Source organism: Variovorax sp. EL159 (assembly GCF_900100965.1).
Lineage (GTDB): Bacteria > Pseudomonadota > Gammaproteobacteria > Burkholderiales > Burkholderiaceae_C > Variovorax.
Genome location: NZ_FMUJ01000005.1, coordinates 362,274 through 386,749, shown reverse-complemented (window position 1 = coordinate 386,749; position 24,476 = coordinate 362,274). Strand labels below are relative to the sequence as shown.

Genomic DNA, 24,476 nt, shown 5'->3' with positions numbered 1-24,476 from the left:
GGTCAGACCTTTCTTGCGTTGTCGAGCACGGGGCGCACGGCGGTGGCGGCAACTGCGGACGATGCAGGCTGCGAGTCGAACAGCCCGGCTGTGGCCGCCGCGTAGCGCCGTGGATCGAAGCGCAGCATCAGCGGCAGCAACACAACAACCACGGCCGCGAGATACGCCCATGCATGGGTAAAGCCGCCGGTCTGCTCGCGCACCCAGCCGGTGACGAAGGGCGCGAGCGCCGCGATCATGAAGCCCACGCCCTGCATGAAGCCCGCCAGCGCGCCGGCCTGCGCCGGGTCGGGCAGGTGGTCGAGCGCCAGCACCATGCACAGCGCGAAGGCGCCACCGAGGCCGAAGCCGAGCGTGACCGCCACGCCCGCCGCCGGCACGGGCAAGTCGAGCATCAGCACCACGAAGCCCGCGAGCTGCGCCACCAGCGTGAGCACGAGCCAGGGCCGCAGGTCGCGCCCGCGGCTGCGCGCCAGCGCGGGCATGGCGAGCGCGGCGACGACCTGCGCCGCCGTCATCAGCGCGAGCACCGAGCCGCCCTCTTGCGCGGTCCATCCGCGTTGTGCGTAGAAGTGCGGCAGCCATGCGACGAGGCTGGTGTAGCCGCCATTGATGAGGCCGAAGCACAGGGCGAGCAGCCATGCGCGCGGGCTGCGGAAGCAGCGCTGCCACGAGAGGTTCTGGCGTGGCGTCGCCGTTGTCGAAGTTGTCGTTGCCATGCCCGGCACCACGCGCCGCATGCCCAGCCACGACAGCAGCGCCACCGTGGCCAGCACGGCCCACATCGCCAGCCCCGCATGCCAGTCGGCCTGCGCGCCGCCGAGCACATGCGCGACCCACGGGCTGGCCATGGCACCCAGCCCGCCGCCGCCCATGATGGCAGCCGAGTACAGCCCCGTCATCACGCCGATGCGTGCCGGGTACGCCTGCTTGACCACGCCCGGCATCAACGCCTGCACGAGCCCGACGCCGGCGCCCGCGAGCGCCGCGCTCCACAGCAGGGCCGCCGCGCCGCCCGCCACGTAGCGGCTCGCACAGGCGAAGGCGATGGCGCCGAGGCCGAGCGCGATGCCACCGCGCGCGCCGATGCGCTGCCCCACGGCCGCGCCGAACAAGGACATCGCGCCCATCGCGAACATCGGCAGCACGGTGAGCAGCGCGACCGCATGAAAGCCGATGCCCGTCGCCAGCCGGATGGGTTCGAGCAAGGGGCTGCTCGACGTGAGAAAGGCGCGCAGGTTCAGCGCGACCAGCACGATCACGAAAGCAAAGGCCGCGCCGCCTTGATGGCGGCTGCGCACTGTCGTCACAAGGCGGCCACGTCGGCCTGCAGCACGCCCTGGCGCGCCACGATGCGGCCGCCCGCCACCACCAGTTGCCGCAGGGGCCGCGAGACCACGGCCTGCGCGGGCGTCTGCGCATCGACCAGCACGAGGTCGGCCCGACAGCCGACTTCGAGCCCGTAGGCCTCGAAGCCGCAGCCGCGCGCGCCGGCGTGCGTGACGGTGTCGAGCGCCACTTCGATCTCGTCGTCGCGGCGCAGGTTGTAGCGCATGCCGATGATCATGGCGCGCTCGAGCATGTCGGGGTTGCCGTACGGCGACCACGTATCGCGGATGCCGTCGTTGCCGCCGAGCACGGTCACGCCCGCCTGCCGACAGGCCATGAGCGGCGGCACCGTGCGCGAAGGCGGCGCGCTGGTGATGAGCACCACGCCGAGCTTGGCCATGCGCGCGAGCAGCACTTCGCGCTCGCGTTCGCTCACGTCGCCCAGGCAGAAGCCGTGGCTGATGGCCACCTGGCCGTGCATGCCCAGCGCCTCGGTGCGCTGCAGGATCAGGTCGAGCGAGAACGCGCCCATGGCGCCGGGCTCGTGCAGGTGAATGTCGACGGGGCAGCGGTGCTTGCCGGCGATGGCGAACAGCATGTCGAGCGAGCGCACCGGGTCGCCGTCGATGGCGCAGGGGTCGAGCCCGCCCAGCACGTCGGCGCCCTGCGCCATGGCCTGGTCGAGCAGCTCGAAGGTGCCCGGCCGCGTGAGCAGGCCCGACTGCGGGAACGCGACGATCTGGATCTGCTGCACATCGCGCAGCGTCTCGCGCGTGCGCAGGGTGCCTTCGAGGTGGCGCAGGCCGGCTTGCGTGTCGACGTCGACATGCGTACGCAGCCGCGTGGTGCCGAGCGCAAGAAAGGCCTTGGCCAGCACCAGCGATTGCGCGGCGGCGTCGTGCCCGCTCGCATGGCGGAAGGCGCGTTCGTTCTCGATCTTGTCGATGAGGTTCACGCCGACTTCGTTGCGATACCAGTCCATGCCCCACATCGTCTTGTCGAGATGCGTGTGGCCTTCGACCAGGCCGGGCAGCAGCAAGGCGCCGGCGCCGTCTTCCACGGCGGCATCGGTGGGCGCAGGCAGTGCGGCACCGATGGCCGCGATGCGCCCGTCTTGCACAAGCACGTCGACCGGGGAAGCGCCCAGGGGGCGCACGTTGCGAATCAGGAGCGAAGGCATGAAGAAAGAGTCCGTTCGTTGAAGGGCATCAGGCCGGTTGTGCCGCGGTGGTGTGCGACACGGTACGCCGCGTGAACAGCGCCACGATCACGAACACCAGCGCATTGGTCGCCAGCGCCACGAGCCCGATGTTGAGCGACTTGAAGACCACCGGCGCGGCCGGGAACAGCGTGCCCAGGTTGGAGCTGGTGGTCATCATGAAGGCCAGCACCGCGCCGCCCGCCAGGATGCCCGCGAAGGCCGAATGCTTGTTGCCGAAGGGCTTCTTCATGAGGCTGAACAGCAGCGAAGGCAGCAGTTGCGTGAGCAGGCTCGACGCGAAGATGGCCACCGACACGATGGTCGCGCCGCCGCGCAGCACGAAGTACACCGCCACCAGCGCAAACACCGGCAGCACGCCGCGCGCCACGCGCGACACCTGCTTGTCGGTCGCGTTGTGGGCAAAGCCTTCCTTGTAGACGTTCTTGCCGATCACCGTCGAAGCGGTCAGCAAAATCATCGAGCCCGGCACCAGCGCGGTGAGCACGCCGGTGCCGCCGATCACGCCGACGAACCACGGATCGAAGGTGTGCTTGACGAGGCCGAACAGCGCGAGGTCGACCTCGGCGCCCTTGAGGCCCGGCACCTGCAGGATGGCCGCGAAGCCGACCAGGAACAGGAAGGCGATGACCACCTGGTACAGCGGCATCAGGATCGTGTTGCGCCGCACGGCGCTGGCGCTCTTGGCCGCATACACCGACGTCAGGTTGAACGGGTACAGGTAGTAGCCCAGCGCGGTGAGCAGGATCGTCGAGTTGTACCAGGTGAGGTTGAGCCCTTCCTTCGGAAAATCGAAGAAGGTGGGGTTGGCCGCATGGATGGCCGTGAACATCGGCGCAACGCCGCCGTAGTAGTGCCAGGGCAGGTAGATGCCGAGGAACACCGCGAGCGCCAGGATCAGCACGTCCTTCACGATGGCGATGCTGGCCGAGCCGTGGATGCCCGAGAACAGGATGTACGACACCATGACGACGGTGCCGATCCAGATCGCCACCTGCGGCGCGATGGAGCCGTACGAGGCCTCCGACACGATGATGCCGAGCCCGCGCAGCTGGATGGTGAGCAGCGCCACCATGCCCATGAGCGCGACGATCGACACCAGCACGCCGAGCGGCCGGCTGTTGTACTTGTGCGCGAAGAAGTCCGAGAACGACACCAGCTTGTGCGCAGTGGCGTAGCGCCAGATGGCCGGCAGCATCCAGAAGGCCATGAGGTAGGCCAGCCCGCCGTAGGCCAGGATGTAGAAGGCCGGCGAGCCCTTGCTGTACGACCAGCCGCTCGCGCCCAAAAAGGTGAAGGTGGAGAACGACTCGCCCGCCATCAGCAGGAACACCATGATGGCGCCCAGCCCGCGCCCGCCCAGCGCCCATTGCTCCAGGCTCATGGTGCGGCCGCGGCGCGCGAGCACCGCCAGGCCCAACGCGCCGACGACGAAGAGCGCGATCACGCCCAGTGCGGCGTTCATCGCGCGTCTCCGGTGGCGGTGGGGGCATCGAGGTCGCCTTCGGCGCGGTCGATGAGCACCATGATCAGCGAGGTCAGCACCAGCCAGCTGACGTTCCACACCATCAGGAAGGGCATGCCGAGCACGAAGGTGGGCGCGATGGCCGAGAGCCACCCGCCGCTGAAGAAGGCGGCGACCGGCAATGCGGCCAGCCATTTGACGGATTTCATCGGGAGCCTCGATTGGGGGTTGGTTTGAAATTCATGTTTGAAATTCGCTCTATTTTGGTTAACCATATACATTTATTTTGGTTAACCAAACGGCGCGAATGGTACGGAGCCGGGCGGGCCGCGTCAATCCGGGGGCTTTCCCTTAGGCGACGGGCCGCAGGCAATAATCCGGACGCCCCACGGCCCGAAAGCGCCCCAACGCCCTGTTCGCCCCGCCTGCCCATGCCCTCCGCCACCCGCCGCTCCCCCGCCACAGCCCCTGCCGCCAAGCCCGATGCGAACGTCGAAGCAGAAGACGACGCCAACGTCGACGAGCGCGTCTACGCGGCGGTGTCGAAGGCGCTGCTGAGCGGCAAGCTGCGCCCCGGCACGCCGCTGCGCGAGCGCGCGCTGGCCGAGGCGCTGGGCTGCACGCGCGGCGCGGTGCGCAAGGTGCTGGCGCGCCTGGGTTCCGAAAAGCGGCTGGTGCTGGAGCACAACCGCGGCGCCTTCGTGCCGAACCCGTCGATCGACGACATGCGCGGCATCTACCGCGCGCGCCGCATCGTGGAGGCGGGCCTGATCACCACGCTGTTCGGCCAGCTCGCGCGCGACCAGGTCGCGACGCTGCGCAAGCATGTGCAAGCCGAGCAGAAGGCCTTCAAGGAAGGGCGACGCGAAGACGCGATACGGCTGGCCGGCGACTTTCATCTGCTGCTGGCGCAGATGGCGGGCAGCGACGAACTGCTCTCGTACATCCAGCGGCTGATCTCGAACACCGAGCTGTACAAGGCGCTCTACGACTCGGCCGAGGCCGCGAGCTGCGCGCCGCGCGAGCATGAGCAGATCATCGAAGCGCTGATGGGCAAGTCGCTCGATGCCGCGCTCGCGGTGGCGCTGGAGCACCTCGACGAACTGGAACAGCGCGTGATCGCCGGTGCGGCGGCCGAGCAGGAGGTGGACCTGGCGAGCCTGCTGAATGGCGGCGCCAACGGCCTGCGCGCACACGATCACTCGCACGGCCACTGACTGCATTCACGCTTCGCTCCGGGCCGAAGTGTCGGCCGCATGGCCTCGCGATGATCGGTGCACCATGCACACACCCCTTCGCGCAACGCCAGGCCCGGCCTCTTTTCAACCCGCCTTCGAATGGGCCCTGCTCGCGGTGCTCGCCACCTGCTGGGGCGCGTCGTACACCTTCATCAAGATCGGCGTCGCGACCATTCCACCGGTCACGCTGATCGCGGCGCGCACGCTGATCGCCGGCACGCTGCTGCTCGCGGTGCTACGCATCCGCGGCGTGAAGCTGCCGACCGAGCCCGCGATGTGGGGCCGCTTCATGCTGCAGGCGTGCCTGAATAGCGTGCTGCCGTTCACGCTCATCGCGTGGGCCGAACGCAGCGTGGACGCAGGGCTGGCGACCATCCTCAACTCGACGTCGCCGATCTTCATCTTCCTGCTGGGCCTGGGGATGGGTGGCGCGGAAAAGCCCACGCTGCGCCGGCTGTTCGGCGTCGGCGCGGGCCTGGCGGGCATCTGCCTGATCGTCGGTGTCGAGGCGCTGAACGGGCTGGGGCATTCGCTGCTGGCGCAACTCGGGCTGGTGGCGGCGGCGGTCTGCTACGGCTGCGCCGCGATGTTCGGGCGCGTGTTCAAGGGACTGGACCCGATGGTGCCGGCCGCCGGCTCGCTGCTGAGCGGCGCCGCGATGCTGCTGCCCGCGAGCATCGCCATCGACAGGCCCTGGGCGCTGGCGCCTTCGGCCGCATCGATGGGCGCGGTGCTGGCGCTGGCGGTGTTGTCGACCGCGCTCGCCTTCACCATCTACTTCCGGCTCATCAAGACGCTGGGGCCGATGTCGACCGCCGCGCAGGCGTACCTGCGCGTGCCCATCGGCGTGATGATCGGCGTGGTGTTCCTCGGCGAAGTGCTGGCACCCACCGCCTGGCTGGGGCTGGCGTGCATCGTGGCGGGCGTGGTTGCGATGACGATGCCGGCGCGGCAACGGTCGCGCGCCGAACTAGACAGCGCCTAGGCGCGCTGCATCGGCGGCCGTCGCAGCAGCCGCCATGCCACGAGCAACCCGGCCATCGCGAACACGGCACAGGCGATGAACGACGCCTGGTAGCCGCGATGGAGCGCGGGCACCGATTGCACCGCCGCGAACGACACGGCCACGGTCGCCACGGCCGCGGCGCCGAACGCACCACCCAGCTGGAACGCGGCCGTGTTGATGCCCGAGGCAAGCCCCGCCTCGCTCTTGCCCACGCCCGACAGCGCCGCGATCGACCCCGCCACGGCGCACGCACCGAGCCCCGCGCCGAAGATGAACAGGCCGAGGAAGATGTCGCCGAAGTAGGTGCCGTTCAGGCGGATGCGGCTGAGCAGCAGGCTCGCCGCGCCAAGCAGCAGCATCGCGGCCATGGCCACGCGGCGAAAGCCCACGCGCGTGACGAAGCCCTGCCCGAAGGTCGAGCCGACCACCGCCATCACCGTGAGCACCGCCGTGCCCAGGCCGAACTGCAGTGCCGAATAGCCCAGCACCTTCTGCGCATAGAGCGACACCGTGGTGCCCACGCCCCAGGCTGTCATGCCGAGCACGAGCATCAGCAGGTTGCCGCCCACCAGCGTGCGCGACCGGAAGATCGACAAGGGCACCAGCGGCGCGGCGGAGCGTGCCTCGATCAGCACGAACAGCGCGATCAACGCCACGGCGCCCGCGAACACGCCCAGCGTTTGCGCACCGAGCCAGCCGGCCGCAGGTGCCTCGACGAATGCGTACACCAGCAGCATCAGGCCGGCCGTGATGGTGAGCGCGCCGGCCGGGTCGTAGCGGCGCGGATGGGTCCGCTCGTCGGCGCGGCTTTCGCGCAGCAGCATCGGGCACAGCAAGATCACCGCGCCCGCCACCGGCACGTTGATGTAGAAGATCCACGGCCAGCCCAGCACGTCGGCCAGCGGCCCGCCGACCAGCAGCGCTGACGTGGCGCCCACACCGCCCATGCCCGACCAGATGCCCAGCGCCTTGTTGCGCTCCGAGCCTTCGCTGAAAGTGGTCATGAGGATCGACAGCGCCGAAGGCGACATCACCGCCGCCGCCGCGCCCTGCAGCACGCGCGCCACGATGAGCGCCCGTGGCGAGGCAGCAAGCCCGCAGCCCAGCGAGGCCACCAGGAACAGGCCGGTGCCGAGCATGAACATGCGCCGCCGCCCCAGCAGGTCGGCCATGCGGCCGCCGAGCAACAGCAGGCCGCCGAAGCTCAGCAGATACACGCTCATGACCCACTGCACATGGCCCGGCGAGAAGCCCAGCGCCCGCTCGATGGACGGCAGCGCCAGGATGACGATCTGCGAATCGAGGATGACCATGAAGTAGGCCGCGCACAGCACGGCCAGTGCTTTCCAGCGGCGTGGATCGGGCGCGTCGTGGGCCAGCGTGGCGGTGGCCGGGCGCGCGGCGGAGGGTGAGGCGATGGAGGTGTTCATGCCTGGTAGTCGAACGGCGCATGCCCGGATCGACAGCGCCGATCAGAAATTTTGCGCCCACACCTTCATTTTTTACGCAGCTTTTAGACGCGCCCTTCTACGCTGCCGGCTCCTCTATCCGTTAGCGATTTCTTTCAATGAAACACCTCCTTCGCACCGCCCTGCCGGTGCTCGTTCTTCCGACCCTCGCCGCCCTGCCGATGCTCGCGAACGCGCAGCTCACGGGCAACGTGGCGCTGACCACCGACTACAAGTTTCGCGGCCAGGACCAGGACATGCTGGGCAAGAACGACTACGCCAAGACCCGAGGCTTCAAGCCCGCCATTCAAGGTGGCTTCGACTACGCCTTCGGCGAGAGCGGCTTCTATGTGGGCAACTGGAATTCGAGCGTCAACTGGCTCAAGGGCAACAGCCTCGAGAGCGACATCTACGGCGGCTACAAGTTCAAGGCCGGCCCGCTCGATATGGACGTGGGTGCGCTCACGTACCTCTATCCGGGCAACTCGGCGGGCAACACGACGGAGCTGTACGGCAGCGCGTGCTACACCGACGAGACGATCGGCTCGTTCACACTGAAGTACTCGCACACGGTGTCGAAGGACTACTTCAACCTCGCCGGCAACAAGGGCGGCTCGGGCCTGAAGGGCACCAACACCGGCTACCTGAACCTGGCCTACAGCAAGGAGATCTTCCCCAAGGTCATGCTGAAGGCGGCGGTGGGCTACACGAACATGTCGAGCGACATCCGCCGCCTGGGCTACAAGAGCTATGTCGACTACAACATCGGCGCTTCGTACGACTTCGGCAACGGCCTGTCGCTGGCCGGTTCGGTGCAGGGTGCGAACAAGCAGAACGCGTATGCGGCCGTGTCCAACCCGGGCTACGACCTGGGCTTCGGCACCTTCGGCAAGCAGACCTATTCGCCGAACAAGGCGCGCTTCATCCTCACGCTGACCAAGGCGCTGTAGCGCCTCGGCTCGCGAGGACCGGCACTGGTGGTTGTCAGTCGATGCTGATGTTGGCGGCCTTCGCCACCTCGGCCCACTTCACGCGGTTGGCGTGCACGGTCTTCTTGAACTGCGCGGGGGACTCGATGCGCACGGTGTTGCCCTGGCTCTCGAAGCGCTCGCGGATCTCTGGCTGCTCCAGCACCGCCTTCACGGCGGCATTGAGCTTGTCGACGATCTGCGGGTCGGTGCCCTTGGGCGCGAAGATGCCGAACCAGATCGAGCTGTCGAAACCCTTGGTGCCGGGCAGCCCGCTCGATGCGATGGTGGGCACCTCTTTCACGGCCGGCACCGGCGTGGCGGTGGTCACGCCCAACAGGCGCACCTTGCCGGCCTTGTAGTGCGGCAGCACCGTCTGCACCTGGTTCATGATGCAGCAGGTCTCGCCGCGAACCACCGAGGTGATGGCCTCGGGGCCGCCCTTGTAGGGCACGTGGACCATGTCCAGCCCCAGGCGCGAATTGAACTCGGCAAAGGCCATGTGCGTGCCCGCGCCGTTGCCTGTAGACGCATAGTTGTACTTGCCCGGATGGGCCTTGACCAGCGCCACGAACTCCTTCAATGTCTTGACGTTGATGACGTCCGGATTGATGGTGAGCACGTTCGACACGTCGAGCACCGGCGCCACAGGAACGAAGTCGGCTTCGACATCGAAGGGCAGCTTTTTATAGAGCGCGGCGTTGCTGCCGTGCGTGGCCGCGGTGCCGAACGACAGCGTGTAGCCGTCGGGCCTGGCGTGCGCCACGTACTCGCTGGCGATGTTGCCGGCGGCACCCGACTTGTAGTCGATGATGACCGGCCGCCCCAGCTGCTTGGCCAGCGGTTCCTGGATGGTGCGTGCGACCACGTCGACGCCCGAACCGGCGGGGAAACCCATGATCAATGTGACGGGTTGTTGCGGCCACTCGGGCTGGGCAAAGGCGGCGGGCGGTGTGGCGACACACAACGCGACACCTGCCAGCCACAGGGCACGGAGCGAAAAGGGAGAATGGGCCATGTCTGTCTTTCTTCGAGGCGAGCAATGCGAGCGCGAATTGTGGCGCGCGGCTCATGCCCGAATCACTCTGAGCTTATGCCCGACACACGGGCGTGGCCACCGCTCTCCATAATCACCCCATGGTCCGTTCCACCCAACAACTCCACCCCGCACGCGAGCCCGCGCCCGTGCGCGCGGCAGCCACCATCCTGCTGCTGCGCGACACCCCCGCCGGCATCGAAGTGCTGATGACGCGCCGCTCGGCCACCGCCAGCTTCGCGCCGGGCGCATACGTATTCCCCGGCGGTCACATCGATGAAGCCGACGAGGCCGCCAAGCGCATCGCCACGCGCCGCCCCACCCAGAGCCGCGTGCAGCGCACGCAAGCCATTGCCGCGATCCGCGAGGCTTTTGAAGAACTCGGCATCCTGCTCGCGCACCATGCCGACGGCCGCCCGGTGAGCGCCGACGACATCGCCGCGATGGACCGCACCGACACCGCGGGTACCGCCTTCGCCGACCAGTGCGCGGCACGCGGCCTCGTGCTCGACTCCGACAAGGTGTTCACCTTCGCGCACTGGATCACCGACCGCGACCTGCCCAAGCGCTTCGACGTGCCCTTCCTCGCCGCGCGCATGCCCGAAGGCCAGACGCCCACAGCCGACGAGAGCGAGCAGTTCGAGCCCTGCTGGGTGCGTCCGGCCGACGCGCTCGCGCGCCACGACGCGGGCACGTTCTTCATGATCTTCCCGACCGTGCGCACGCTGCAGCGCATGGCCGCATACGCCACCGTCGACGCGGTGCTCGCGGCCTGCGCGAGCGGCGGCCCGGGTGGCGTGGGCGAAGGCCCGCTGTGGACCAGTTGCCCGCGCGCCGGCCTGCTCAAGGGCGAAGACGCGCGCTACATGGAAAGCGACTCGCCTTACGGCGAACTCGCGCTGGTGTGCCCCGACGGCCAGATCGCGCATGCGCTCGACTGGCAGAGCGAGCACCCCGTGCCGCTGCTCAAGAACGTGATGCGCCTGACCGCGCCCAACCCGAGCGCCATGACCGGCCCGGGCACCAACAGCTACATCGTCGGCGACGCGGCCACGGGCTACATCGTCATCGATCCGGGTCCGAACGACTTCGACCACATCGGCCGGCTGTGGCGCGCCACGCATGGCGATATCTGCATGATCGTGTGCACGCATTCGCATGCCGACCACTCGCCGGGCGCCGCGCCGCTGCAGGCACTGTGCAAGGATGCGAAGCCGCCGATCCTGGGACTGTCGTCCGCACCGACCGCGCGCTCGTCCGCACGCTTCACCGCCGAGCGCGAACTGAAGGACGGCGAGCGCCTCGTGCTGTCGGGCAGCACCGCCGCCGAAGGCGAAGCCGCGACAGCCGTCATGCACACGCTGCGCGTGATCCACACACCCGGCCATGCGGCCAACCACCTGTGCCTCGTGCTGGAAGAAGACGGCCTGCTGTTCTCCGGCGACCACATCCTGAACGGCAGCACCACGGTGGTCGATCCGCCGGACGGCGACATGAACGCGTACCTGGGTTCGCTCGACGCGCTCGACGCGGCCTGCGAAGCAGGCGGCATCGAATTCATCCTGCCCGCGCACGGCTACGTGATCGGCTTTGCCCGCACCGCCATCGCGATGCTGAAGGCGCACCGCCTCAAGCGCGAAGCCAAGATCGCCGCCGCCATGCAGAAACTGCCCGAGGGCACGCCCGAAGAGTGGTTGCCGCTCGCCTACGACGACGTGCCCGAGCGCATGTGGCCGGTGGCGGCCCGCTCGCTGGCCGCGCACGTGGCGCGCATCCGGCAACTGACTGCGCCCCGATGAACCACAGAAATAACGACAACCCCTCTCCCGAAGACGAAGGCATCCGCCTCGCGAAGCGCGTGGCCGCGATGGCCGGCGTGTCGCGGCGCGAAGCCGAACTGCTGATCGAGAACGGCACGGTGCGCGTGGACGGCGTGCCCGCCCTGCTGCCACAGTTGCGCGTGCAGCCGCACCAGAAAGTAGAGATCGAAGCCGGTGCCAGGCCCGAGCCGATCGTTCCCGTCACGCTGCTGCTGTACAAGCCGGCGGGCATGGCAACCGATGTGGCGCACCGCCTGCTGGTGGCCGCGAACCACCACGAGCCCGAACGCGCCGGCCAGCGTTTTCTGCCAGTGCACGCCAAGGGGCAGCACTGCATGACGCCGCTGGAAACCGGCGCGAGCGGGCTGGTCGTCTACACGCAGGAGTTCCGCATCGAACGCAAGCTGCAGGAAGACGCGGGCATCCTCGAACACGAAGTGATGGTCGACGTGGCCGGCGCCGTCAGCCCCGAGGTGCTGGCGCGGCTGGAGCGTTCGCCCGCGCGCGTGAGCATCGGCCGCCAGGCCGACGACCAGACCGGCCTGCGCTTTGCGCTCAAGGGTGCGCGGCCCGGGCAGATCGCCAACATCTGCGACACCGTGGACCTGCGCATCCTCTCGATGCGGCGCATCCGCATCGGTCGCGTGCCGCTGGCCGGGCTGCAGCCGGGCCAGTGGCGCTACCTGGCGCCGCACGAGCGCTTCTGACGCCAGGCAAAAAAACAAGACAACGACAGGAAGAGAAAGAGGACGACACACGACGATGCACCGCATGTTCGCGGCCTGCAATTTTCAGCCTGCGGCCTCGTGCCGCCGACAGGGAGACTGAGCCATGAAGTTCGGAACACCGAGCGCTGCCCTTGCCTGCACCGTGCCCCTGGCACTGGTGGCGGGCTGCGCCTACCTCTCGCCCGCGGCGCCTGTGGATGCGCCGCCCGCGCCGCCGCCACCGCCCGTGGTCTCGAAAGACGGGCTGGCGCCCATCACCGATGAACAAGTGGAACGCATCCGCGAAGCCATCTCCGGCAAGGCGCCCAGCCCGGCCGTGGGCAAGGTGGTGCGCAGCGCATCGCCGACCATCGAGTCCTTCGTGCGGGCCGAAGGCTGCATCACCGCGCGCAACGGCGCGGTGCTCAACCCCTTCGCGGCGCCCGGCCGCCTGTTCGACGGCACGGGCTTCCAGGGCGGGCCGATGTCGGAGATGCAGTACCACGACAAGACGGCCTGCGTGACCGTCAAGCGCATCCAGAACTGGAAGATGGTCTCGCCGAAGCTGCTGCGCTTCGATGTGGTCTACGTGGGCGACGACGGCGAAGAGCGCGCCATCAAGCGGCACGAGCTGATGCGCCAGCCCAAGGGCGGCTGGCTCTTTACGCGCTGAGCCTCGCGGCCGCCTCGCGCCGCTGCGTGCGCAGCGCCACGGCAAACGACAACTGCGCCACGATGCCGGCCCCGGCCAGCACGATGGCCGACGCCAGCGCGGGGTTGCGGTGGCCCATGCCGGCGAGTGCCGTGCAGAGTGCGCCCACGGCCATCTGCGTGAAGCCGTAAAGGCCCGAAGCCGAGCCGATGACCTGTGGATTGACGCTGATCGCCTGCGTCAGCGCGGCCGGCGAGGCCATGCCCGCGCCGACGGTGAAGAGGAACATGCAGCCGACGATCAGCGGCACCGAGAGATGGTCCGCCAGTGCCGCGCCGAGCAGCACGAAGGCCGCGGCCACGCTCAGCGCGTTCGAGCGGACCATCAGCCGGTCGACGCGCACGCGCGAGATCAGGTGGCTGGTGAGAAAGCTGCCGAGCCACACGCCCGACACAAGAATGGCAAGGTAGATGCCGGCTTCGTGCGCGGGGCGGTGCAGCTGGTCCACAAAGATGAAGGGCGCGGAAGCGATGAAGGCGTACATCGACGTGGTGGCGCAGCCGCCGCCCACCGAGAAGCCAAGAAAGGCCGGCGAGGCCAGCAGCTTGCCGTAGTTGCGTGCCAGGTCCCTGGCCTTGACGGCCGTGCCGGGCGCGCCGGTCTCGGGCAGCAGGCGCCACGTGAAGAGAAAGCCGATGGCACCGAGCGCGAACAGCGCGTAGAAGATCGAACGCCACCCGAGCGCGGTGGCCAGCGCGCCACCGATCAGCGGTGCGAGGCTGGGGCCGATGGTCACCATCAGGTTCATCAACGCAAGGCGCCGCGTGGCCTCTTTCGGCTCCGCGGTGTCGCGCACGATGCTGCGGCCCAGCACGAGGCCGGCGCAGCCGCCCATCGCCTGGAACAGCCGCGCGGTGATGAGCGCATGCACGTCGGGCGCGAGCGCCGCGACCAACCCCGCAACGCAGTACAGGCCCAAGCCGCAGAGCAGCACGGGCCGCCGCCCGAAGCGATCGGCCAACGGCCCGTACACCAGTTGCCCCACCGCGAGGCCGAAGATGTAGAGGCTCACCGTCATCTGCATGGCACCCATGCCGGCGCCGAGGTTCTTCGCGGCAATGGGCAGGGCCGGCACGAAGATGTGCATGGCCAGCGTGCCGCTGAAGGTGACCAGCGCGAGCAGCCACAGCGGCGCGTGCGGCCTGCGTGCGGGCGCGGGGGTCGCGCTCATTGCTTCGTGGTCGTCGATCCGGCGTCCTGCGCGAGGCGGGCATTGCCCTCCTCGGGCTCCCACCCGCCGCCGAGTGCCATGAACAGCACGACCTGGTCGTCGGCCAGTTGCGCCTCGCTGGCCGCGAGGGCGGCATCGCTGGCGGCCAGCGAGCGCTCGGCATCGAGCGCATCGAGGTAGGCGGTGCGGCCATTCCTGTAGAGCTGGCGGGCCTGCGCGGCGACCTTGGCGCTTTCGTCGCGCGAGGCCTGCAGCGCGGCGCGACGATCGAGTTCGCGGGCGTAGGTGCCGAGCGCGGTTTCGGTTTCGCGCAAGGCGGTCAGCACGGTGCCGTCGAACTTGGCGAGCGCAGCGCGCGTGCCGGCCTCGGCCTGCGCGATGTGCGACTGGACGACGCCGGTGTTCGGAATGGTCCAGGAGATCAGCGGGCCCAGGCTCCATGCGAAGGCGTCCTTGCCGCCGAAGTCGTTGGCGTGGCCGACGGAAGAGCCCGAGAGCCCCAGCGTCACCTTCGGATAGAGGTCGGCCGTGGCCACGCCGATGCGCGCGGTGGATGCGGCAAGGCTGCGCTCGGCCTGGCGGATGTCGGGGCGGCGACGCAGCAGCGCCGCGCCATCGCCCACCGGCAGCGTGCCGGCCACGCGCGGCGGCACGGTGCAGTCGGCCACCTCGCGCGGAAAGTCTTGCGGCAGTGCACCGGTCAGCGTGGCAAGGCGGTAGAGCGCGCCCTGCCGCTGGGCCTTCAGCGGCGGCAACGCGGCGTTCAGTTGCTGCAACTGCGCACGTGCGCGACCACCGTCGATGGCGCCGGCGCGGCCCGCGCGCTGCAGGCGGTCGGTGACGTTCACAGCGTCCTGCTGCAACGCCACGGACTTCTGCGCGATCTGCAGGCGCAGGCCCGTCGAGCAGGCTTCGGCGTAGGCGCGCGCGGTGCCGGCGGCCACGTTCACGCGCACGAGGTCGAGCGCGGCTTCGGCTGCCTCGGTGCTGGCAGCGGATGCCTCGATGGCACGGCGGATCTGGCCGAACAGATCGACCTGGTACGACAGCGAGGCCGCGACGCCGTAGTTGAAGGTGTTGGGCGGCTCGTAGCCCGGCTTGACCAGCGACAGGCCGGACACGTGGCCGTAGGACGGGCCGCCGTTCACACCCAGCGTGGGGTACTTGGCGCCGGCCACTTCGTCGTCGATGGCGCGCTCGCGTTCGAGGTTCGCCACGGCCTGCCGCAGGTCGGTGTTGTGCGCGAGGGCCTGCGCCACCAGCCGGTCGAGCAGCGGGTCGTGGTACAGGCGCCACCAGTGCGCGGGCAGCGGCGCGGCGTTCGCGGGCCCTTCGGCAAAGGGCCGTGCGGCGGCGCTCTGGCTGGCCAGCGCCTCGGGCGGCTGGCGATAGTCGGGGCCGACCGCCGCGCAGGCCGCGAGGCCGGCCGCGACGGCCAGCGACGCGATTCGGAAAGCGAAGCGGGGCATGGCGTTCATCCCTTCTGCGGTTCGGCTGCGGGTGCGAGCGTGGGAGCCGACGCGCTGCGCGCGGCCTTGTTCTCCAGCACCTGCACGGTCACGGTCTGGCCCGCGACCAGCCGCGCGCCTTGCGGCAGCGGGTCGAGCTTGATGCGCACCGGAATGCGCTGCGCAAGCCGCACCCAGTTGAAGGTCGGGTTCACGCTGGGCAGCAGGTTGGCGCTGGTGGAGCGGTCGCGGTCGGCAATGCCGGCGGCCACGCTGTCGACCGCGCCTTCGATGACTGCGCCGCCACCCATCGGCGTCACACGCACGCGGTCGCCGAGGTGGATGCGCGGCAGCTTGGTTTCTTCGAAGTAGCCTTCGACGTAGAACGACCGGGCATCGACCAGCGCGAGCACCGGATGCCCGGCGGCAGCGTAGCTGCCCTGGCGCAGGTCGAGGTTGGTGACGAGGCCGTCGGCTGGCGCGCGCACCTGGGCGCGCTGCAGGTTGAGGCGGGCCGAATCGAGCGCCACTTCGGCCTGCGCGACGGCGGCCTGCATCTGCTCGACGCGCGAGCGCGTCTGCTCACGCGACTCCTTCGAGACCAGATCGTCCAGGCCGGCGTTGCGCGCGTTCTCGCGCTGCACCTGCGCGCTCATGGCGCGCTGGGCGGCCAGTGCGGCCTGGGCCTGACGCACCGCAAGGTCGTAGCGCGCGCGGTCGACCTCGAACAGCAGCGTGCCGGCCGCGACCGACTGGTTGTCCTGGATCGGCACGGCGGTGACGAGGCCCGAGACATCGGGCGCGATCTGAACCACGTTGGCGCGCACGCGGCCGTCGCGCGTCCACGGTGCGAGTTCGTAGTGGTCCCAGAGCCTGAAGCCGGCCCAGACGGCCGCGGCCACCACGACCACGGTAAGGGCGACCCGCCCGATGCGCTGTGCCCAGGGGTTGTCGGCGGAAGGACTGGTTTTCATGGGAATCTCGTCATTGCAGGTAAGAGGTGACGCGGCTCAGCGCGTAGAGCAGCAGCAGGTAAAGCGCCATGTCGAACAGCGCCGGATGCCACACCCAGCGGTAGGCGCCGGTGGCCGCGAGCAACCGGCGAACGCCCCACAGGGCCAACAGTGCGGCAAGGGCCAGCACCATGATCCAGGGCACGTAGAGGCCGTAGAAACTGGCTTCGCCGATCATGCGGAAGCTCCTGGGTTGGGCGCGGCCAGCATCGGCGGCGCTTCGGGAAAAAGATTGCGGCGCAAGCCGACCAGCGCGGTGACGGCCGAACGCGATGCGGCGGAAGACGACGCATCGCGCGCGGCGAGCACGGCACCAAGTGCCTCGTCGATCTGCGGCAGCAGGTCCGCCGGACGCGGGTTCATGCGGCCTTCGCCGCGCTGACGGAAAAACCGCGAGATGCCGCCCAGCAGCGCGGCCGACGTGGCCAACGGCAACTGGCCACGCACACGCTGCAGCACGGCGATGTCGGCGCCCATGCGCAGGTCGCGCAGCGCGTCGTTGGCAACCACGCCTTCGACCGTGCCGCCCGCCTGCGCGATGCGTGGCGCGAGCAGACCGATGCGGTCGAGCATGCGCACGGCATAGGCATCGCTCTGCGCGTACTGCGGCTGCGACGAGGCGGCCATTTCACCCAGCTCGCGCCAGGTGGCGCGCTGGATGCGGCGCGCGCTCCAGTCGGCACCGACCGAACGCACGAGCCGCGTGACGCGTGCCGCGACCAGCACGCCGACGATCTGGCCGACCATGCCATTGATGAAGCTCACGAGGTCGGAACTGGCGGTGTCGTGCAGCGCCAGCGTGCCGGCCACGCCGAAGACCAGCGCCATCGCGGGCATGAAGTGGGTCGGCCGCGCCAGGTAGACGCCGAGCACCAGGAACAGCGGCGCGCAGATCACGACGAGCATGCCGAAGTCCTGCACCATGGGCATGAGCACCAGCACGTAGAGGGCCGAGATCGGAATCGAGATCAGCGTCCATTTCAGGAAGCCGTGGATCGCCGGCACCGGGTCGTCCATGGTCGCGAAGAAGCAGCAGAAGACGGCGGCCATCATCGTGGCGGCCGAGCCCATGGGCCAGCCGGTGATGATCCAGAACGCGCCGCACAGGCAGATGGCGATGACGGCCGCGAGCGCCGACAGCAGCGCCATGCCGTAGTCGCGGTGCAGCGCGCGGTTGCCGAGGGCGGCCGTGCGGCGCAGGGGTGCGGCGCCCTTGAGGCCTTCGTCGATGTCCAGGCGCAACTGGGCGCAGGCGGTCCAGCCATCGACCAGCTCTTCGAGGCGGCCGGCAAGGCCGATGCGCAGGGCGCGGCCCCAAGGTGTCTGCTGCGTCGCACCGCTGGAAGAAGGCGCGGTGCTCAGTGCCTGGATGGCGCGGCGCAGCGCTTGCAGGCGTTCGGCACGGGCCGGGTCGCCGCTCGCGGGCGCCGCTTCTTCGCGCAGCCATTGCGCGGCTTGCGCGAGCACGGCGGCCACATCGGGTGCGAGCGCGCCTTCGGCCTGTTCGAGCGCCTGCAGGCGGTCTTCGACGGCCGAGAGCGCGGGCGTGAGCGCGGCCACGCGGTCCTGCATCGCGCGGATCGCGCCGGCAGTCCAGCGCAGGTGCGTGGTGTCGAAGGGCACGTGGGTCGAGAGCAGCCGCAGTTGCGTGATGTCGCCGGCGAGGCGGCGACGGTCGTCGTCGAGGCGCTTCGGCTCGGCGTCCTTGCCGCTGGCGCGATTGGCGGGCTGAAGCAGGTCGCCGAGCCACCTGCGCGCATCTTGCAGCGTGCGGTCGAGCAGGCCGAGCACCGTGGGTGCGAGCCCGACGGGCAGCACGAGGCTGTGGATCAGCGTGGCGCAGAAGATGCCCAGGCCGATTTCCTCGACGCGCGCCACGGCAGTGTCGAACAGCACCAGCGGCGTCTGCACCGACGGAAAACCGATCAGCGCGGCCGTGTAGCCCGCGAGCATGAAGACGTACGAGCGCGGCGTGCGGTCGAACAGCGAGATGCACAGGCACAGGCCGACCCACAGCGCGAGCACCAGGGTCAGCAGTTCGGGCGCGTTGGACAGCGCGGGCACCATCAGCACGGTCGCCATGCAGCCGATCAACGTGCCGCAGAAGCGGTACACCGCCTTGGAGCGCACCGCACCGGCCAGCGGATGGGCCACGATGTAGGTGGTCATCAGCGCCCAGAACGGGCGCGGCAGGCCGGCACGGCTGGCCAGGTACATCGCCAGCATGGCGGAGGCGAAGCTCTTGCCGGAAAAGAGAAGCTCCGCGCGGCTGAAGCGCGGCAGACGGAGCGCGGCCATTTACTTGCGCCCTTCCTGCGAGGCCGGGGCATTGCGGCCGAGCCGCTCCTCGAGCGTGGCAAAGACGCGCTGGCAGGCGGCGATGTCGTCGTCGGACACGCCTTCAAAGAGCGATGCGCGCATCAGGCTCAGCGAGGCCTCCAGGGGCGCGCGGGCAGCCACGCCGGCGGGCGTGAGGTGCAGGGTCTTGGCGCGGCGGTCGGCCGGGTCTTCGCGGCGTTCGATGAAGCCGGCTTCGACCAATTGGTCGAGCGAGCGCACCAGCGACGGCCCTTCAATGCCCAGCGCCTCGGCGAGCACGCCCTGGCGCACCTCGCCGTCCATGCGGCCCAGCATCACGATCGGCCAGGCCAGCGTCTGCGACACACCGACGTGCGCCACCGCCTTGTCGGCCGCAGCGCGGTAACCGCGCTGCAGCGTCGACAAGGTCATGCCGAACGCGATCAGCGCGGATTCGCGCCTTTCTGCCGCTTGCGCGGAGGGTGTCGGTTCGGACATGAGACTTCCAATTAGTTAGCTTGCTATCTATTTTACGGGTAAACCCGGAACATGCGCAAGCACGCCGCGGCGCCATGCCGCGGGCGAACCCGTGGGAAATCGGAAAGAAAAGGAAAAGTGTGAAGCCCGCCGATAAGCCGGATTCTGTGCACCGAAAGCCTCTTGCGAAGCCTTCGGCGTGACCGCCATTACTCTGGGCCGTTTGTCGCCAAACGGCTCGATGCCACCTACCCGCCAGCTCAGCGGAACCACCTCAATACTGGCCTACTTGGTGTTGCTGCGCGCAGAGATTGCCCGTTTCACCCGAACTCAATCGGCTCGTCTCTGTTGCTCTGATCCTCACCTCACGGTGGAGAGTCGTTAACTCCTGCGCTGTCCTGTGCAGTCCGGACGTTCCTCCAGTGCGCTCTTTCGAGACTTGCACCAGCGGCGGTCTGGCGGGCTTCACGGGGTGGATTATCGCCTCATGAAGAAAGTGCTTCTTCAGGCGATGCCGCAGAACTCGCGCCGATATTGCTCTGGCGTCGTCCCGGCCTCGCGCTGGAACATCGCGATGAAGGCCGACGCGGTGCTGTAGCCGAGGTCGAAGGCAATCTCCTGCACCGTGCGGCCGGCCTCCAGCGCGTCGATGGCGCGCAGGAAGCGCAGCCGCTGGCGCCAGTCGCCGAAAGACATGCCGAGTTCGCGCTGGCACTGGCGCGCCAGCGTGCGCTCGGTCATGTGCACGCTGTCGGCCCATTCGGCCAGCGAGCGGTGGTCGCCGGGGGTGGCCTGCAGCGCTTCGAGCACGGCCACCAATGCCGAGGACGCGGCGGCCGGCAGGTAGCAACGCTGCACCTCGGCCACTTCGAGCTGGTCGACCACCACATGCGCCAGGCGCAAATCGGCCGGCGTGGTCGGCTCGTGCACGTCGCGCGCGGCGAAGTCGGCCAGCACGCTCTTGATGATCGGGCTGATGCGCACGGTGCAGGGCTCGGCCGGCAGGCGCTCGCACAGGTCGCGCGTGATGTAGATCGAGCGGTAGACGACCGCATGCCGCAGCGTGCAGCTGTGCACCACCTTCGGCGGGATCCACACCGCGTACTGCGGCGGCGACAGGAAGCGCAGGCCCTCGGTTTCCATCTGCATGGTGCCGTGCGCGGCGTAGTTCAGGTGGCCCCAGGTGTGGCTGTGCGGCGCGGCCCGCACGTCGGCGCCGAACTCGTCATAGCGAAAGTAGAAAGGCCCCGCCTTCCCCTCGACGTTCTGGATCGGTACGAAGCGCGGTGCAGGCGTGGCCATTCGGAACCCCGGGCGAAGAAGAAGGTCCGTAATTCCGGACCATATGTCCTGATCGAGCTATATGCCTCAGGACGGACGCGTCGATGATAGCCCTGCACTCTCAAGAAAGCTCCGTCATGTGGCAATACGCCTTCCCTCTGCTCGCCGTCGTGATCTGGTCGGGCAACACCGTCGTCAGCAAGATGGCGGCCGGCACTATCGCGCCGGCCGAGATCAGCTTCTACCGCTGGCTGCTGGCCGCCCTGCTCTTCACGCCGCTGGCGCTGCGGCCGGTGCTGCGCAACTGGACGGCCATCCGTCCGCAGATGGGCCGCATCGCGGTGCTCGGCCTGCTGGGCATGGTGGTCTACCAGAGCCTGGCCTACTACGCGGCCTACCTGACCACCGCCACGCACATGGGCATCATCGGCTCGCTCACGCCGATGATGGTGCTGGCGCTGTCGATCCTGCTGCTGGGCCAGCGGCTCACGGCCGGTGCGGTGGCGGGCTCGCTGGTGTCGATCGTGGGCGTGCTGGTGGTGGTGTCGTCGGGCGACCTCGGCACGCTGCTCAAGAGCGGCGCCAACATGGGCGACGGCCTGATGCTGCTGGCCATGCTGGCCTATGCCATCTACGTGATCCTTCTCAAGCGCTGGGGCATGAAGAACGTGCCGGCGCTGCAGTTGCTCTACCTGCAGATCGTGGTGGCCGTGGTGGCACTGCTGCCGCTGTACCTGCTCACGCCGAGAGTGGGCCTGTCGGCGGCCAACCTGCCGCTGATCGCCTTCGCCGGCCTGGGCGCCTCGATGCTCGCGCCGCTGGTGTGGATGCACACGGTGGCGCACATCGGCCCGAGCCGCGCGAGCATGTTCTTCAACCTGATCCCGCTGTTCACCGCGCTGATCGCCGCCTTCGTCATCGGCGAATCGCTCGCGGCGTACCACGCGGTCGGCGGCGTGCTGACGGTGGCCGGCGTGCTGCTGGCCGAACTGTGGAAGGCGCCGCTGCGAGGCAGCCGCGCCATGGCCGGCTCCTGAACTACGGCGTGCCCGCCGCGAACACCTCGATCGCGATGAGGTTCGACACCGAGCGGCCCTGCTTCACTTCGTCCGGCACCACGAGGCGCGCAAAGCCGTTGGTGGTCAGGTCCGCGCCGTTCATCTGGTAGGCGACCAGCGCGCCCTTGGCGCCGAAGTTCGGATCGATCTCGCCCAGTGACAGCGTGGCCCGGTAGCCGTCGCTGCCGGTCGCCACGGCGTACATGCCGAGCGTGACGTTCTTGGGTGTCGTGGGCAGGCCCCGGCTGTTGAGCAGCGTCCAGAGACTGACACCCGTGTAGGTGTTGCCGCCGACGGTCAGGCTGGACACCGGCGTCAGGGCCTTCAGCGCATTCAGGTCGAAGCTCAACGGCGTGGCGACCTTGCCCGAGATGGCGAGCGAGGTCGACGGGCCGCCGCCGATGCCCGCTGCCGTCGCGGGTGCCGCCACCACGTCGAGCCGCGTCAGGTTCGACACGTAGCGCCCGCCCTTCACGTCGCCCGGCGCCGTCACGCGGAACGGCCCGTCGGTCGTGCCCAGCGGCGCGGAAACGCCCGCCGTCGTCTCGGCATAGGCGATCGCGCTCGGCTTGTTGCCGAAGTCGGGACTCAGCTCGCCCAGCGCGAAGACGACCTTGTAGCCATCGGCGCCCGTCGCCAGCAGGTAACGGCTCAGCACATCGTTCTTGCGCGTGCCGTCGACCTGGAGGCCGGCATCGTTCAGCAATGACCAGAGACTGGTGCCGGTGTAGGTGTGCGTCTGGGGCCCGCTGCCGCTGGAAAAACTGACGGTCTGGGTGATGGCGGCACGCGCCGCGAGGTCGGCCGCGGTCAGCGCCCCCGGAAGGTCGACTGCGCCGCCCAACTGCAATGCCGGGGCCGGCGCCGGTGCAGGCGGCGCTGGGGGTGGCGGTGGTGCTGGAGGTGGCGCCGAGGGCGGCGGAGGCGGTGGAACGATGGGAAAGAAAACACCACCGCCATCGCCGCCACCACCACAACCCGCGAGCACGAGCGCAGCCACGCCCGACACAAGTCCTCTGGACCAACGCATATCTCAAGTCTCCGTCTTCGATGTATTTTTTCCGACACAGCGAATGTCGCGCCGTCCGCTGTAACCCGGCACCTCGTTCGTCCGAATTAAGGGAGGCAACGTCACCGTCGGCCCTTGAATGCCCTCTTGCAATCAACGGGCGAATGTACATCGTCGTATTCACTTGAACATATCGAAAGCGATATTCCGCCCCACGCCAGCCGGAGAACCACCATGACGCACGACACTCGACGCCGCCTTGCCATCGCGGCCGGAACCTCCACTCTCGGGCTGGCCATCGCCCACGCCTTCGGCTGGGGCATGCGGCCAGCGCAAGCCGCGGAGGGCGCGAAATTCGAGGTCATGCACACCGAGGCCGAGTGGCGCAAGCTGCTCGACGCCAACCAGTTCGCGGTGCTGCGGCAGGAAGGCACCGAGCGGCCCTACACGAGCCCGCTGAACGACGAGCACCGCGCCGGCCGCTTCAGTTGCGCGGGCTGCGCGCTCGACCTGTTCTCGTCCAAGACCAAGTTCGACAGCAGGACCGGCTGGCCCAGCTTCTGGCAGCCCCTGGACAACGCGGTGGGCGAGCACGAAGACAAGGCCTTCGGCATGACCCGCACCGAAGTGCACTGCCGCCGCTGCGGCGGCCACCTGGGCCATGTGTTCGACGACGGCCCCAAGCCCACCGGGCTGCGCTACTGCATGAACGGCGTGGCGATGAAGTTCACGCCGGGCGCGGCCTGATCAGGCGGCCGCCGCGTCGCTGGCCGAAGCACGCCGGAACCGCCCCGGCGTGATCCCTGCATGCCGCGTGAACGCGCGGTTGAACGCGGCCTCCGACCGGTAGCCGACCGCCTCCCCGATGCTCGCCGTGTCCTGTCCGCCTCGCCCGCCCTGCGCGAGCAGGCGCGAGGCCAGCTCCATGCGCAACGTCGTCAGGAATTCGAGCGGCCCCGTGCCCACCCGCCGCGTGAATTCGCGTGCGAAGGTGGCACGCGAGAGGTGGCAGCGCGCGGCCAGCGATGCCACGGTCCAGGGCGCCTCCGGCTGCGCCAGCATCGCCTGCAGGCCGGGCGCCAGGCGCGGGCTGGCCATGAGGCCGAGCACACCGGTGAGCTCTGGCCGCGTCTCCAGGTGCCCGCGCACCGCCAGCGTGAACAGCGTGCCCGACAGCTGCGCCACGATGGCCGCGGCGCCGGCGCGCTGTTGCGCGATCTCCTCTGCCATGAGCCGCACCAGCCCTTCGAGCCAGGCGAACTCGGGGTGATCGGCGAAGGCGATCACCATGGGTTCGGGCAGCGCCTCGAGCAGCACGCTGCGCCGGCGGCCGGGGAATTCGAATTCGCCGCAGAGGATGTCGGTGTCCGCTTTCTCGGGGCGCCGGAGGTTGGTCTTGAGATCGAACAGCTCGCCCGTGCGCCGCCGGATCGCACGGCCCTCGCCTTGCAGGCCCGTTGTGCGCAGCACGTGCGCCGGCCCGCGCGGCAGGATCACGAAGCTGCCCTCCTCCAGCGGCACCAGCGTGCGGCTCGCGGGCAGCCAGAGTTCGCAGCGCCCGCGCAGCACGATGTGAAAGGGCGCGCGCCACGGGCCGATGGCCTCGTGCGGCGCGGCCCAGTCTTCGCCGAACAGGCAGCGCAGGTCCATGCGGCCGCGCAGGCCGAGCCAGTCGACGAGTTCGCTCAGGGGATCGGGGTGCGAATTCATTTGAGACGATGGAACAATTTTCAGAATGCTTTGAGCATTCAAAATCTTACCCCTGGCGCCCAG

At 69.0% G+C, this 24,476-nt stretch carries 23 protein-coding genes and 1 other RNA gene; 8 read left to right on the top strand and 16 right to left on the bottom strand.

Annotation, left to right across the window (positions count from 1 at the left end; genetic code table 11):
- Window positions 1-2: 2 nt before the first annotated feature.
- Genes BLQ28_RS22730 through BLQ28_RS22715 form a run of 4 tightly spaced genes read right to left on the bottom strand, consistent with a single transcriptional unit; the run spans window position 3 to window position 4,222 of the window.
- Window positions 3-1,310, bottom strand: coding sequence for a cyanate transporter (locus BLQ28_RS22730; RefSeq protein WP_093244808.1), 1,308 nt, complete (start codon window positions 1,308-1,310; stop codon window positions 3-5).
- Window positions 1,307-2,509 (bottom strand): amidohydrolase family protein, encoded by a 1,203-nt coding sequence (locus tag BLQ28_RS22725; protein WP_093244806.1) that lies wholly within the window; start codon window positions 2,507-2,509, stop codon window positions 1,307-1,309. The genes BLQ28_RS22730 and BLQ28_RS22725 overlap by 4 nt, the downstream gene beginning before the upstream one ends.
- A 28-nt stretch (window positions 2,510-2,537) precedes the next feature.
- Window positions 2,538-4,013, bottom strand: a complete 1,476-nt coding sequence (locus BLQ28_RS22720) for a sodium:solute symporter family protein (RefSeq protein WP_093244803.1) — start codon at window positions 4,011-4,013, stop codon at window positions 2,538-2,540.
- Entirely contained in the window at window positions 4,010-4,222 is a 213-nt protein-coding gene (locus BLQ28_RS22715) for a DUF3311 domain-containing protein (protein ID WP_093244801.1), read from the bottom strand. Before BLQ28_RS22715 ends, BLQ28_RS22720 begins: the two co-directional genes overlap by 4 nt.
- A gap of 222 nt (window positions 4,223-4,444) precedes the next feature.
- On the opposite strand from BLQ28_RS22715, the gene BLQ28_RS22710 reads away from it, so the two are divergent.
- Together BLQ28_RS22710 and BLQ28_RS22705 are read left to right on the top strand one after the other, a co-directional pair.
- Window positions 4,445-5,230 carry a GntR family transcriptional regulator gene (locus BLQ28_RS22710; RefSeq protein WP_093244798.1) on the top strand — a complete coding sequence of 262 codons (786 nt, stop codon included), beginning with the start codon at window positions 4,445-4,447 and terminating at the stop codon, window positions 5,228-5,230.
- A gap of 64 nt (window positions 5,231-5,294) precedes the next feature.
- Window positions 5,295-6,236, top strand: a complete 942-nt coding sequence (locus BLQ28_RS22705) for a DMT family transporter (RefSeq protein WP_093244796.1) — start codon at window positions 5,295-5,297, stop codon at window positions 6,234-6,236.
- Here BLQ28_RS22705 and BLQ28_RS22700 read toward each other — a convergent pair.
- Entirely contained in the window at window positions 6,233-7,687 is a 1,455-nt protein-coding gene (locus BLQ28_RS22700) for an MFS transporter (protein WP_093244792.1), read from the bottom strand. The two genes, BLQ28_RS22705 and BLQ28_RS22700, sit on opposite strands and share 4 nt — an antisense overlap.
- 137 nt (window positions 7,688-7,824) lie before the next feature.
- On the opposite strand from BLQ28_RS22700, the gene BLQ28_RS22695 reads away from it, so the two are divergent.
- Entirely contained in the window at window positions 7,825-8,655 is an 831-nt protein-coding gene (locus BLQ28_RS22695) for a TorF family putative porin (protein WP_093244789.1), read from the top strand.
- 34 nt (window positions 8,656-8,689) lie between these two features.
- On the opposite strand, the gene BLQ28_RS22690 is transcribed toward BLQ28_RS22695, so the two are convergent.
- A complete protein-coding gene (locus BLQ28_RS22690) occupies window positions 8,690-9,691 on the bottom strand; it encodes a Bug family tripartite tricarboxylate transporter substrate binding protein (RefSeq protein ID WP_093244786.1) in 1,002 nt (333 codons plus the stop codon).
- Between the two features lie 119 nt (window positions 9,692-9,810).
- On the opposite strand from BLQ28_RS22690, the gene BLQ28_RS22685 reads away from it, so the two are divergent.
- From BLQ28_RS22685 to BLQ28_RS22675, 3 genes are all read left to right on the top strand, one after another.
- On the top strand, window positions 9,811-11,508 hold the full coding sequence (locus tag BLQ28_RS22685; RefSeq protein WP_093244784.1) for an MBL fold metallo-hydrolase: 1,698 nt from the start codon (window positions 9,811-9,813) through the stop codon (window positions 11,506-11,508).
- Window positions 11,505-12,236: an RNA pseudouridine synthase gene (locus BLQ28_RS22680; protein ID WP_093244781.1), complete on the top strand. Its 732-nt coding sequence runs from the start codon at window positions 11,505-11,507 to the stop codon at window positions 12,234-12,236. Before BLQ28_RS22685 ends, BLQ28_RS22680 begins: the two co-directional genes overlap by 4 nt.
- 124 nt (window positions 12,237-12,360) lie before the next feature.
- Entirely contained in the window at window positions 12,361-12,909 is a 549-nt protein-coding gene (locus tag BLQ28_RS22675; protein ID WP_093244779.1) for a hypothetical protein, read from the top strand.
- Here the strand turns inward: BLQ28_RS22675 and BLQ28_RS22670 are convergent.
- The 8 genes from BLQ28_RS22670 to BLQ28_RS22635 all read right to left on the bottom strand — a co-directional run bounded on the left by BLQ28_RS22670 (window position 12,899) and on the right by BLQ28_RS22635 (window position 20,657).
- A complete protein-coding gene (locus tag BLQ28_RS22670) occupies window positions 12,899-14,119 on the bottom strand; it encodes a multidrug effflux MFS transporter (RefSeq protein WP_093244776.1) in 1,221 nt (406 codons plus the stop codon). The genes BLQ28_RS22675 and BLQ28_RS22670 overlap by 11 nt on opposite strands.
- On the bottom strand, window positions 14,116-15,597 hold the full coding sequence (locus BLQ28_RS22665; RefSeq protein WP_093244774.1) for an efflux transporter outer membrane subunit: 1,482 nt from the start codon (window positions 15,595-15,597) through the stop codon (window positions 14,116-14,118). The genes BLQ28_RS22670 and BLQ28_RS22665 overlap by 4 nt, the downstream gene beginning before the upstream one ends.
- The gene (locus BLQ28_RS22660; protein ID WP_093244771.1) at window positions 15,594-16,541 is read right to left on the bottom strand and encodes an efflux RND transporter periplasmic adaptor subunit; all 948 of its coding nucleotides are present in this window, start codon (window positions 16,539-16,541) and stop codon (window positions 15,594-15,596) included. Before BLQ28_RS22660 ends, BLQ28_RS22665 begins: the two co-directional genes overlap by 4 nt.
- Window positions 16,542-16,551: 10 nt before the next feature.
- A complete protein-coding gene (locus BLQ28_RS22655; RefSeq protein ID WP_093244769.1) occupies window positions 16,552-16,758 on the bottom strand; it encodes a DUF1656 domain-containing protein in 207 nt (68 codons plus the stop codon).
- On the bottom strand, window positions 16,755-18,878 hold the full coding sequence (locus tag BLQ28_RS22650; RefSeq protein WP_093244766.1) for an FUSC family protein: 2,124 nt from the start codon (window positions 18,876-18,878) through the stop codon (window positions 16,755-16,757). Before BLQ28_RS22650 ends, BLQ28_RS22655 begins: the two co-directional genes overlap by 4 nt.
- A complete protein-coding gene (locus tag BLQ28_RS22645; RefSeq protein ID WP_093244765.1) occupies window positions 18,879-19,376 on the bottom strand; it encodes a MarR family winged helix-turn-helix transcriptional regulator in 498 nt (165 codons plus the stop codon).
- 117 nt (window positions 19,377-19,493) lie between these two features.
- Window positions 19,494-19,822: RNase P RNA component class A (gene rnpB / locus BLQ28_RS22640), an RNA gene on the bottom strand.
- Between the two features lie 37 nt (window positions 19,823-19,859).
- Window positions 19,860-20,657, bottom strand: coding sequence for an AraC family transcriptional regulator (locus BLQ28_RS22635; RefSeq protein ID WP_093244762.1), 798 nt, complete (start codon window positions 20,655-20,657; stop codon window positions 19,860-19,862).
- Window positions 20,658-20,773: 116 nt separating this feature from the next.
- On the opposite strand from BLQ28_RS22635, the gene BLQ28_RS22630 reads away from it, so the two are divergent.
- Entirely contained in the window at window positions 20,774-21,673 is a 900-nt protein-coding gene (locus BLQ28_RS22630) for a DMT family transporter (protein WP_093244760.1), read from the top strand.
- Between the two features lies 1 nt (window position 21,674).
- On the opposite strand, the gene BLQ28_RS32755 is transcribed toward BLQ28_RS22630, so the two are convergent.
- Complete coding sequence (locus BLQ28_RS32755; RefSeq protein WP_143012558.1) at window positions 21,675-22,724, bottom strand: molybdopterin-dependent oxidoreductase; 1,050 nt, start codon at window positions 22,722-22,724, stop codon at window positions 21,675-21,677.
- Between the two features lie 213 nt (window positions 22,725-22,937).
- Here BLQ28_RS32755 and msrB point away from each other — a divergent pair, with 213 nt between their 5' ends.
- The gene (gene msrB, locus BLQ28_RS22620; RefSeq protein ID WP_093244757.1) at window positions 22,938-23,450 is read left to right on the top strand and encodes a peptide-methionine (R)-S-oxide reductase MsrB; all 513 of its coding nucleotides are present in this window, start codon (window positions 22,938-22,940) and stop codon (window positions 23,448-23,450) included.
- Here msrB and BLQ28_RS22615 read toward each other — a convergent pair whose 3' ends face one another.
- A complete protein-coding gene (locus BLQ28_RS22615) occupies window positions 23,451-24,413 on the bottom strand; it encodes an AraC family transcriptional regulator (protein WP_093244755.1) in 963 nt (320 codons plus the stop codon). It lies immediately after the preceding gene.
- Window positions 24,414-24,476 lie beyond the last annotated feature (63 nt).

Coding starts and splice junctions, on each gene's coding strand:
- BLQ28_RS22665 (WP_093244774.1), bottom strand. CDS start 15,597: ATGAACGCCATGCCCCGCTTCGCTTTCCGAATCGCGTCGCTGGCCGTC.
- BLQ28_RS22675 (WP_093244779.1), top strand. CDS start 12,361: ATGAAGTTCGGAACACCGAGCGCTGCCCTTGCCTGCACCGTGCCCCTG.
- BLQ28_RS22630 (WP_093244760.1), top strand. CDS start 20,774: ATGTGGCAATACGCCTTCCCTCTGCTCGCCGTCGTGATCTGGTCGGGC.
- BLQ28_RS22725 (WP_093244806.1), bottom strand. CDS start 2,509: ATGCCTTCGCTCCTGATTCGCAACGTGCGCCCCCTGGGCGCTTCCCCG.
- BLQ28_RS22705 (WP_093244796.1), top strand. CDS start 5,295: ATGCACACACCCCTTCGCGCAACGCCAGGCCCGGCCTCTTTTCAACCC.
- BLQ28_RS22710 (WP_093244798.1), top strand. CDS start 4,445: ATGCCCTCCGCCACCCGCCGCTCCCCCGCCACAGCCCCTGCCGCCAAG.
- BLQ28_RS22660 (WP_093244771.1), bottom strand. CDS start 16,541: ATGAAAACCAGTCCTTCCGCCGACAACCCCTGGGCACAGCGCATCGGG.
- BLQ28_RS22690 (WP_093244786.1), bottom strand. CDS start 9,691: ATGGCCCATTCTCCCTTTTCGCTCCGTGCCCTGTGGCTGGCAGGTGTC.
- BLQ28_RS32755 (WP_143012558.1), bottom strand. CDS start 22,724: ATGCGTTGGTCCAGAGGACTTGTGTCGGGCGTGGCTGCGCTCGTGCTC.
- BLQ28_RS22680 (WP_093244781.1), top strand. CDS start 11,505: ATGAACCACAGAAATAACGACAACCCCTCTCCCGAAGACGAAGGCATC.
- BLQ28_RS22650 (WP_093244766.1), bottom strand. CDS start 18,878: ATGGCCGCGCTCCGTCTGCCGCGCTTCAGCCGCGCGGAGCTTCTCTTT.
- BLQ28_RS22685 (WP_093244784.1), top strand. CDS start 9,811: ATGGTCCGTTCCACCCAACAACTCCACCCCGCACGCGAGCCCGCGCCC.
- BLQ28_RS22645 (WP_093244765.1), bottom strand. CDS start 19,376: ATGTCCGAACCGACACCCTCCGCGCAAGCGGCAGAAAGGCGCGAATCC.
- BLQ28_RS22695 (WP_093244789.1), top strand. CDS start 7,825: ATGAAACACCTCCTTCGCACCGCCCTGCCGGTGCTCGTTCTTCCGACC.
- BLQ28_RS22700 (WP_093244792.1), bottom strand. CDS start 7,687: ATGAACACCTCCATCGCCTCACCCTCCGCCGCGCGCCCGGCCACCGCC.
- BLQ28_RS22720 (WP_093244803.1), bottom strand. CDS start 4,013: ATGAACGCCGCACTGGGCGTGATCGCGCTCTTCGTCGTCGGCGCGTTG.
- BLQ28_RS22715 (WP_093244801.1), bottom strand. CDS start 4,222: ATGAAATCCGTCAAATGGCTGGCCGCATTGCCGGTCGCCGCCTTCTTC.
- BLQ28_RS22635 (WP_093244762.1), bottom strand. CDS start 20,657: ATGGCCACGCCTGCACCGCGCTTCGTACCGATCCAGAACGTCGAGGGG.
- msrB (WP_093244757.1), top strand. CDS start 22,938: ATGACGCACGACACTCGACGCCGCCTTGCCATCGCGGCCGGAACCTCC.
- BLQ28_RS22655 (WP_093244769.1), bottom strand. CDS start 16,758: ATGATCGGCGAAGCCAGTTTCTACGGCCTCTACGTGCCCTGGATCATG.
- BLQ28_RS22670 (WP_093244776.1), bottom strand. CDS start 14,119: ATGAGCGCGACCCCCGCGCCCGCACGCAGGCCGCACGCGCCGCTGTGG.
- BLQ28_RS22615 (WP_093244755.1), bottom strand. CDS start 24,413: ATGAATTCGCACCCCGATCCCCTGAGCGAACTCGTCGACTGGCTCGGC.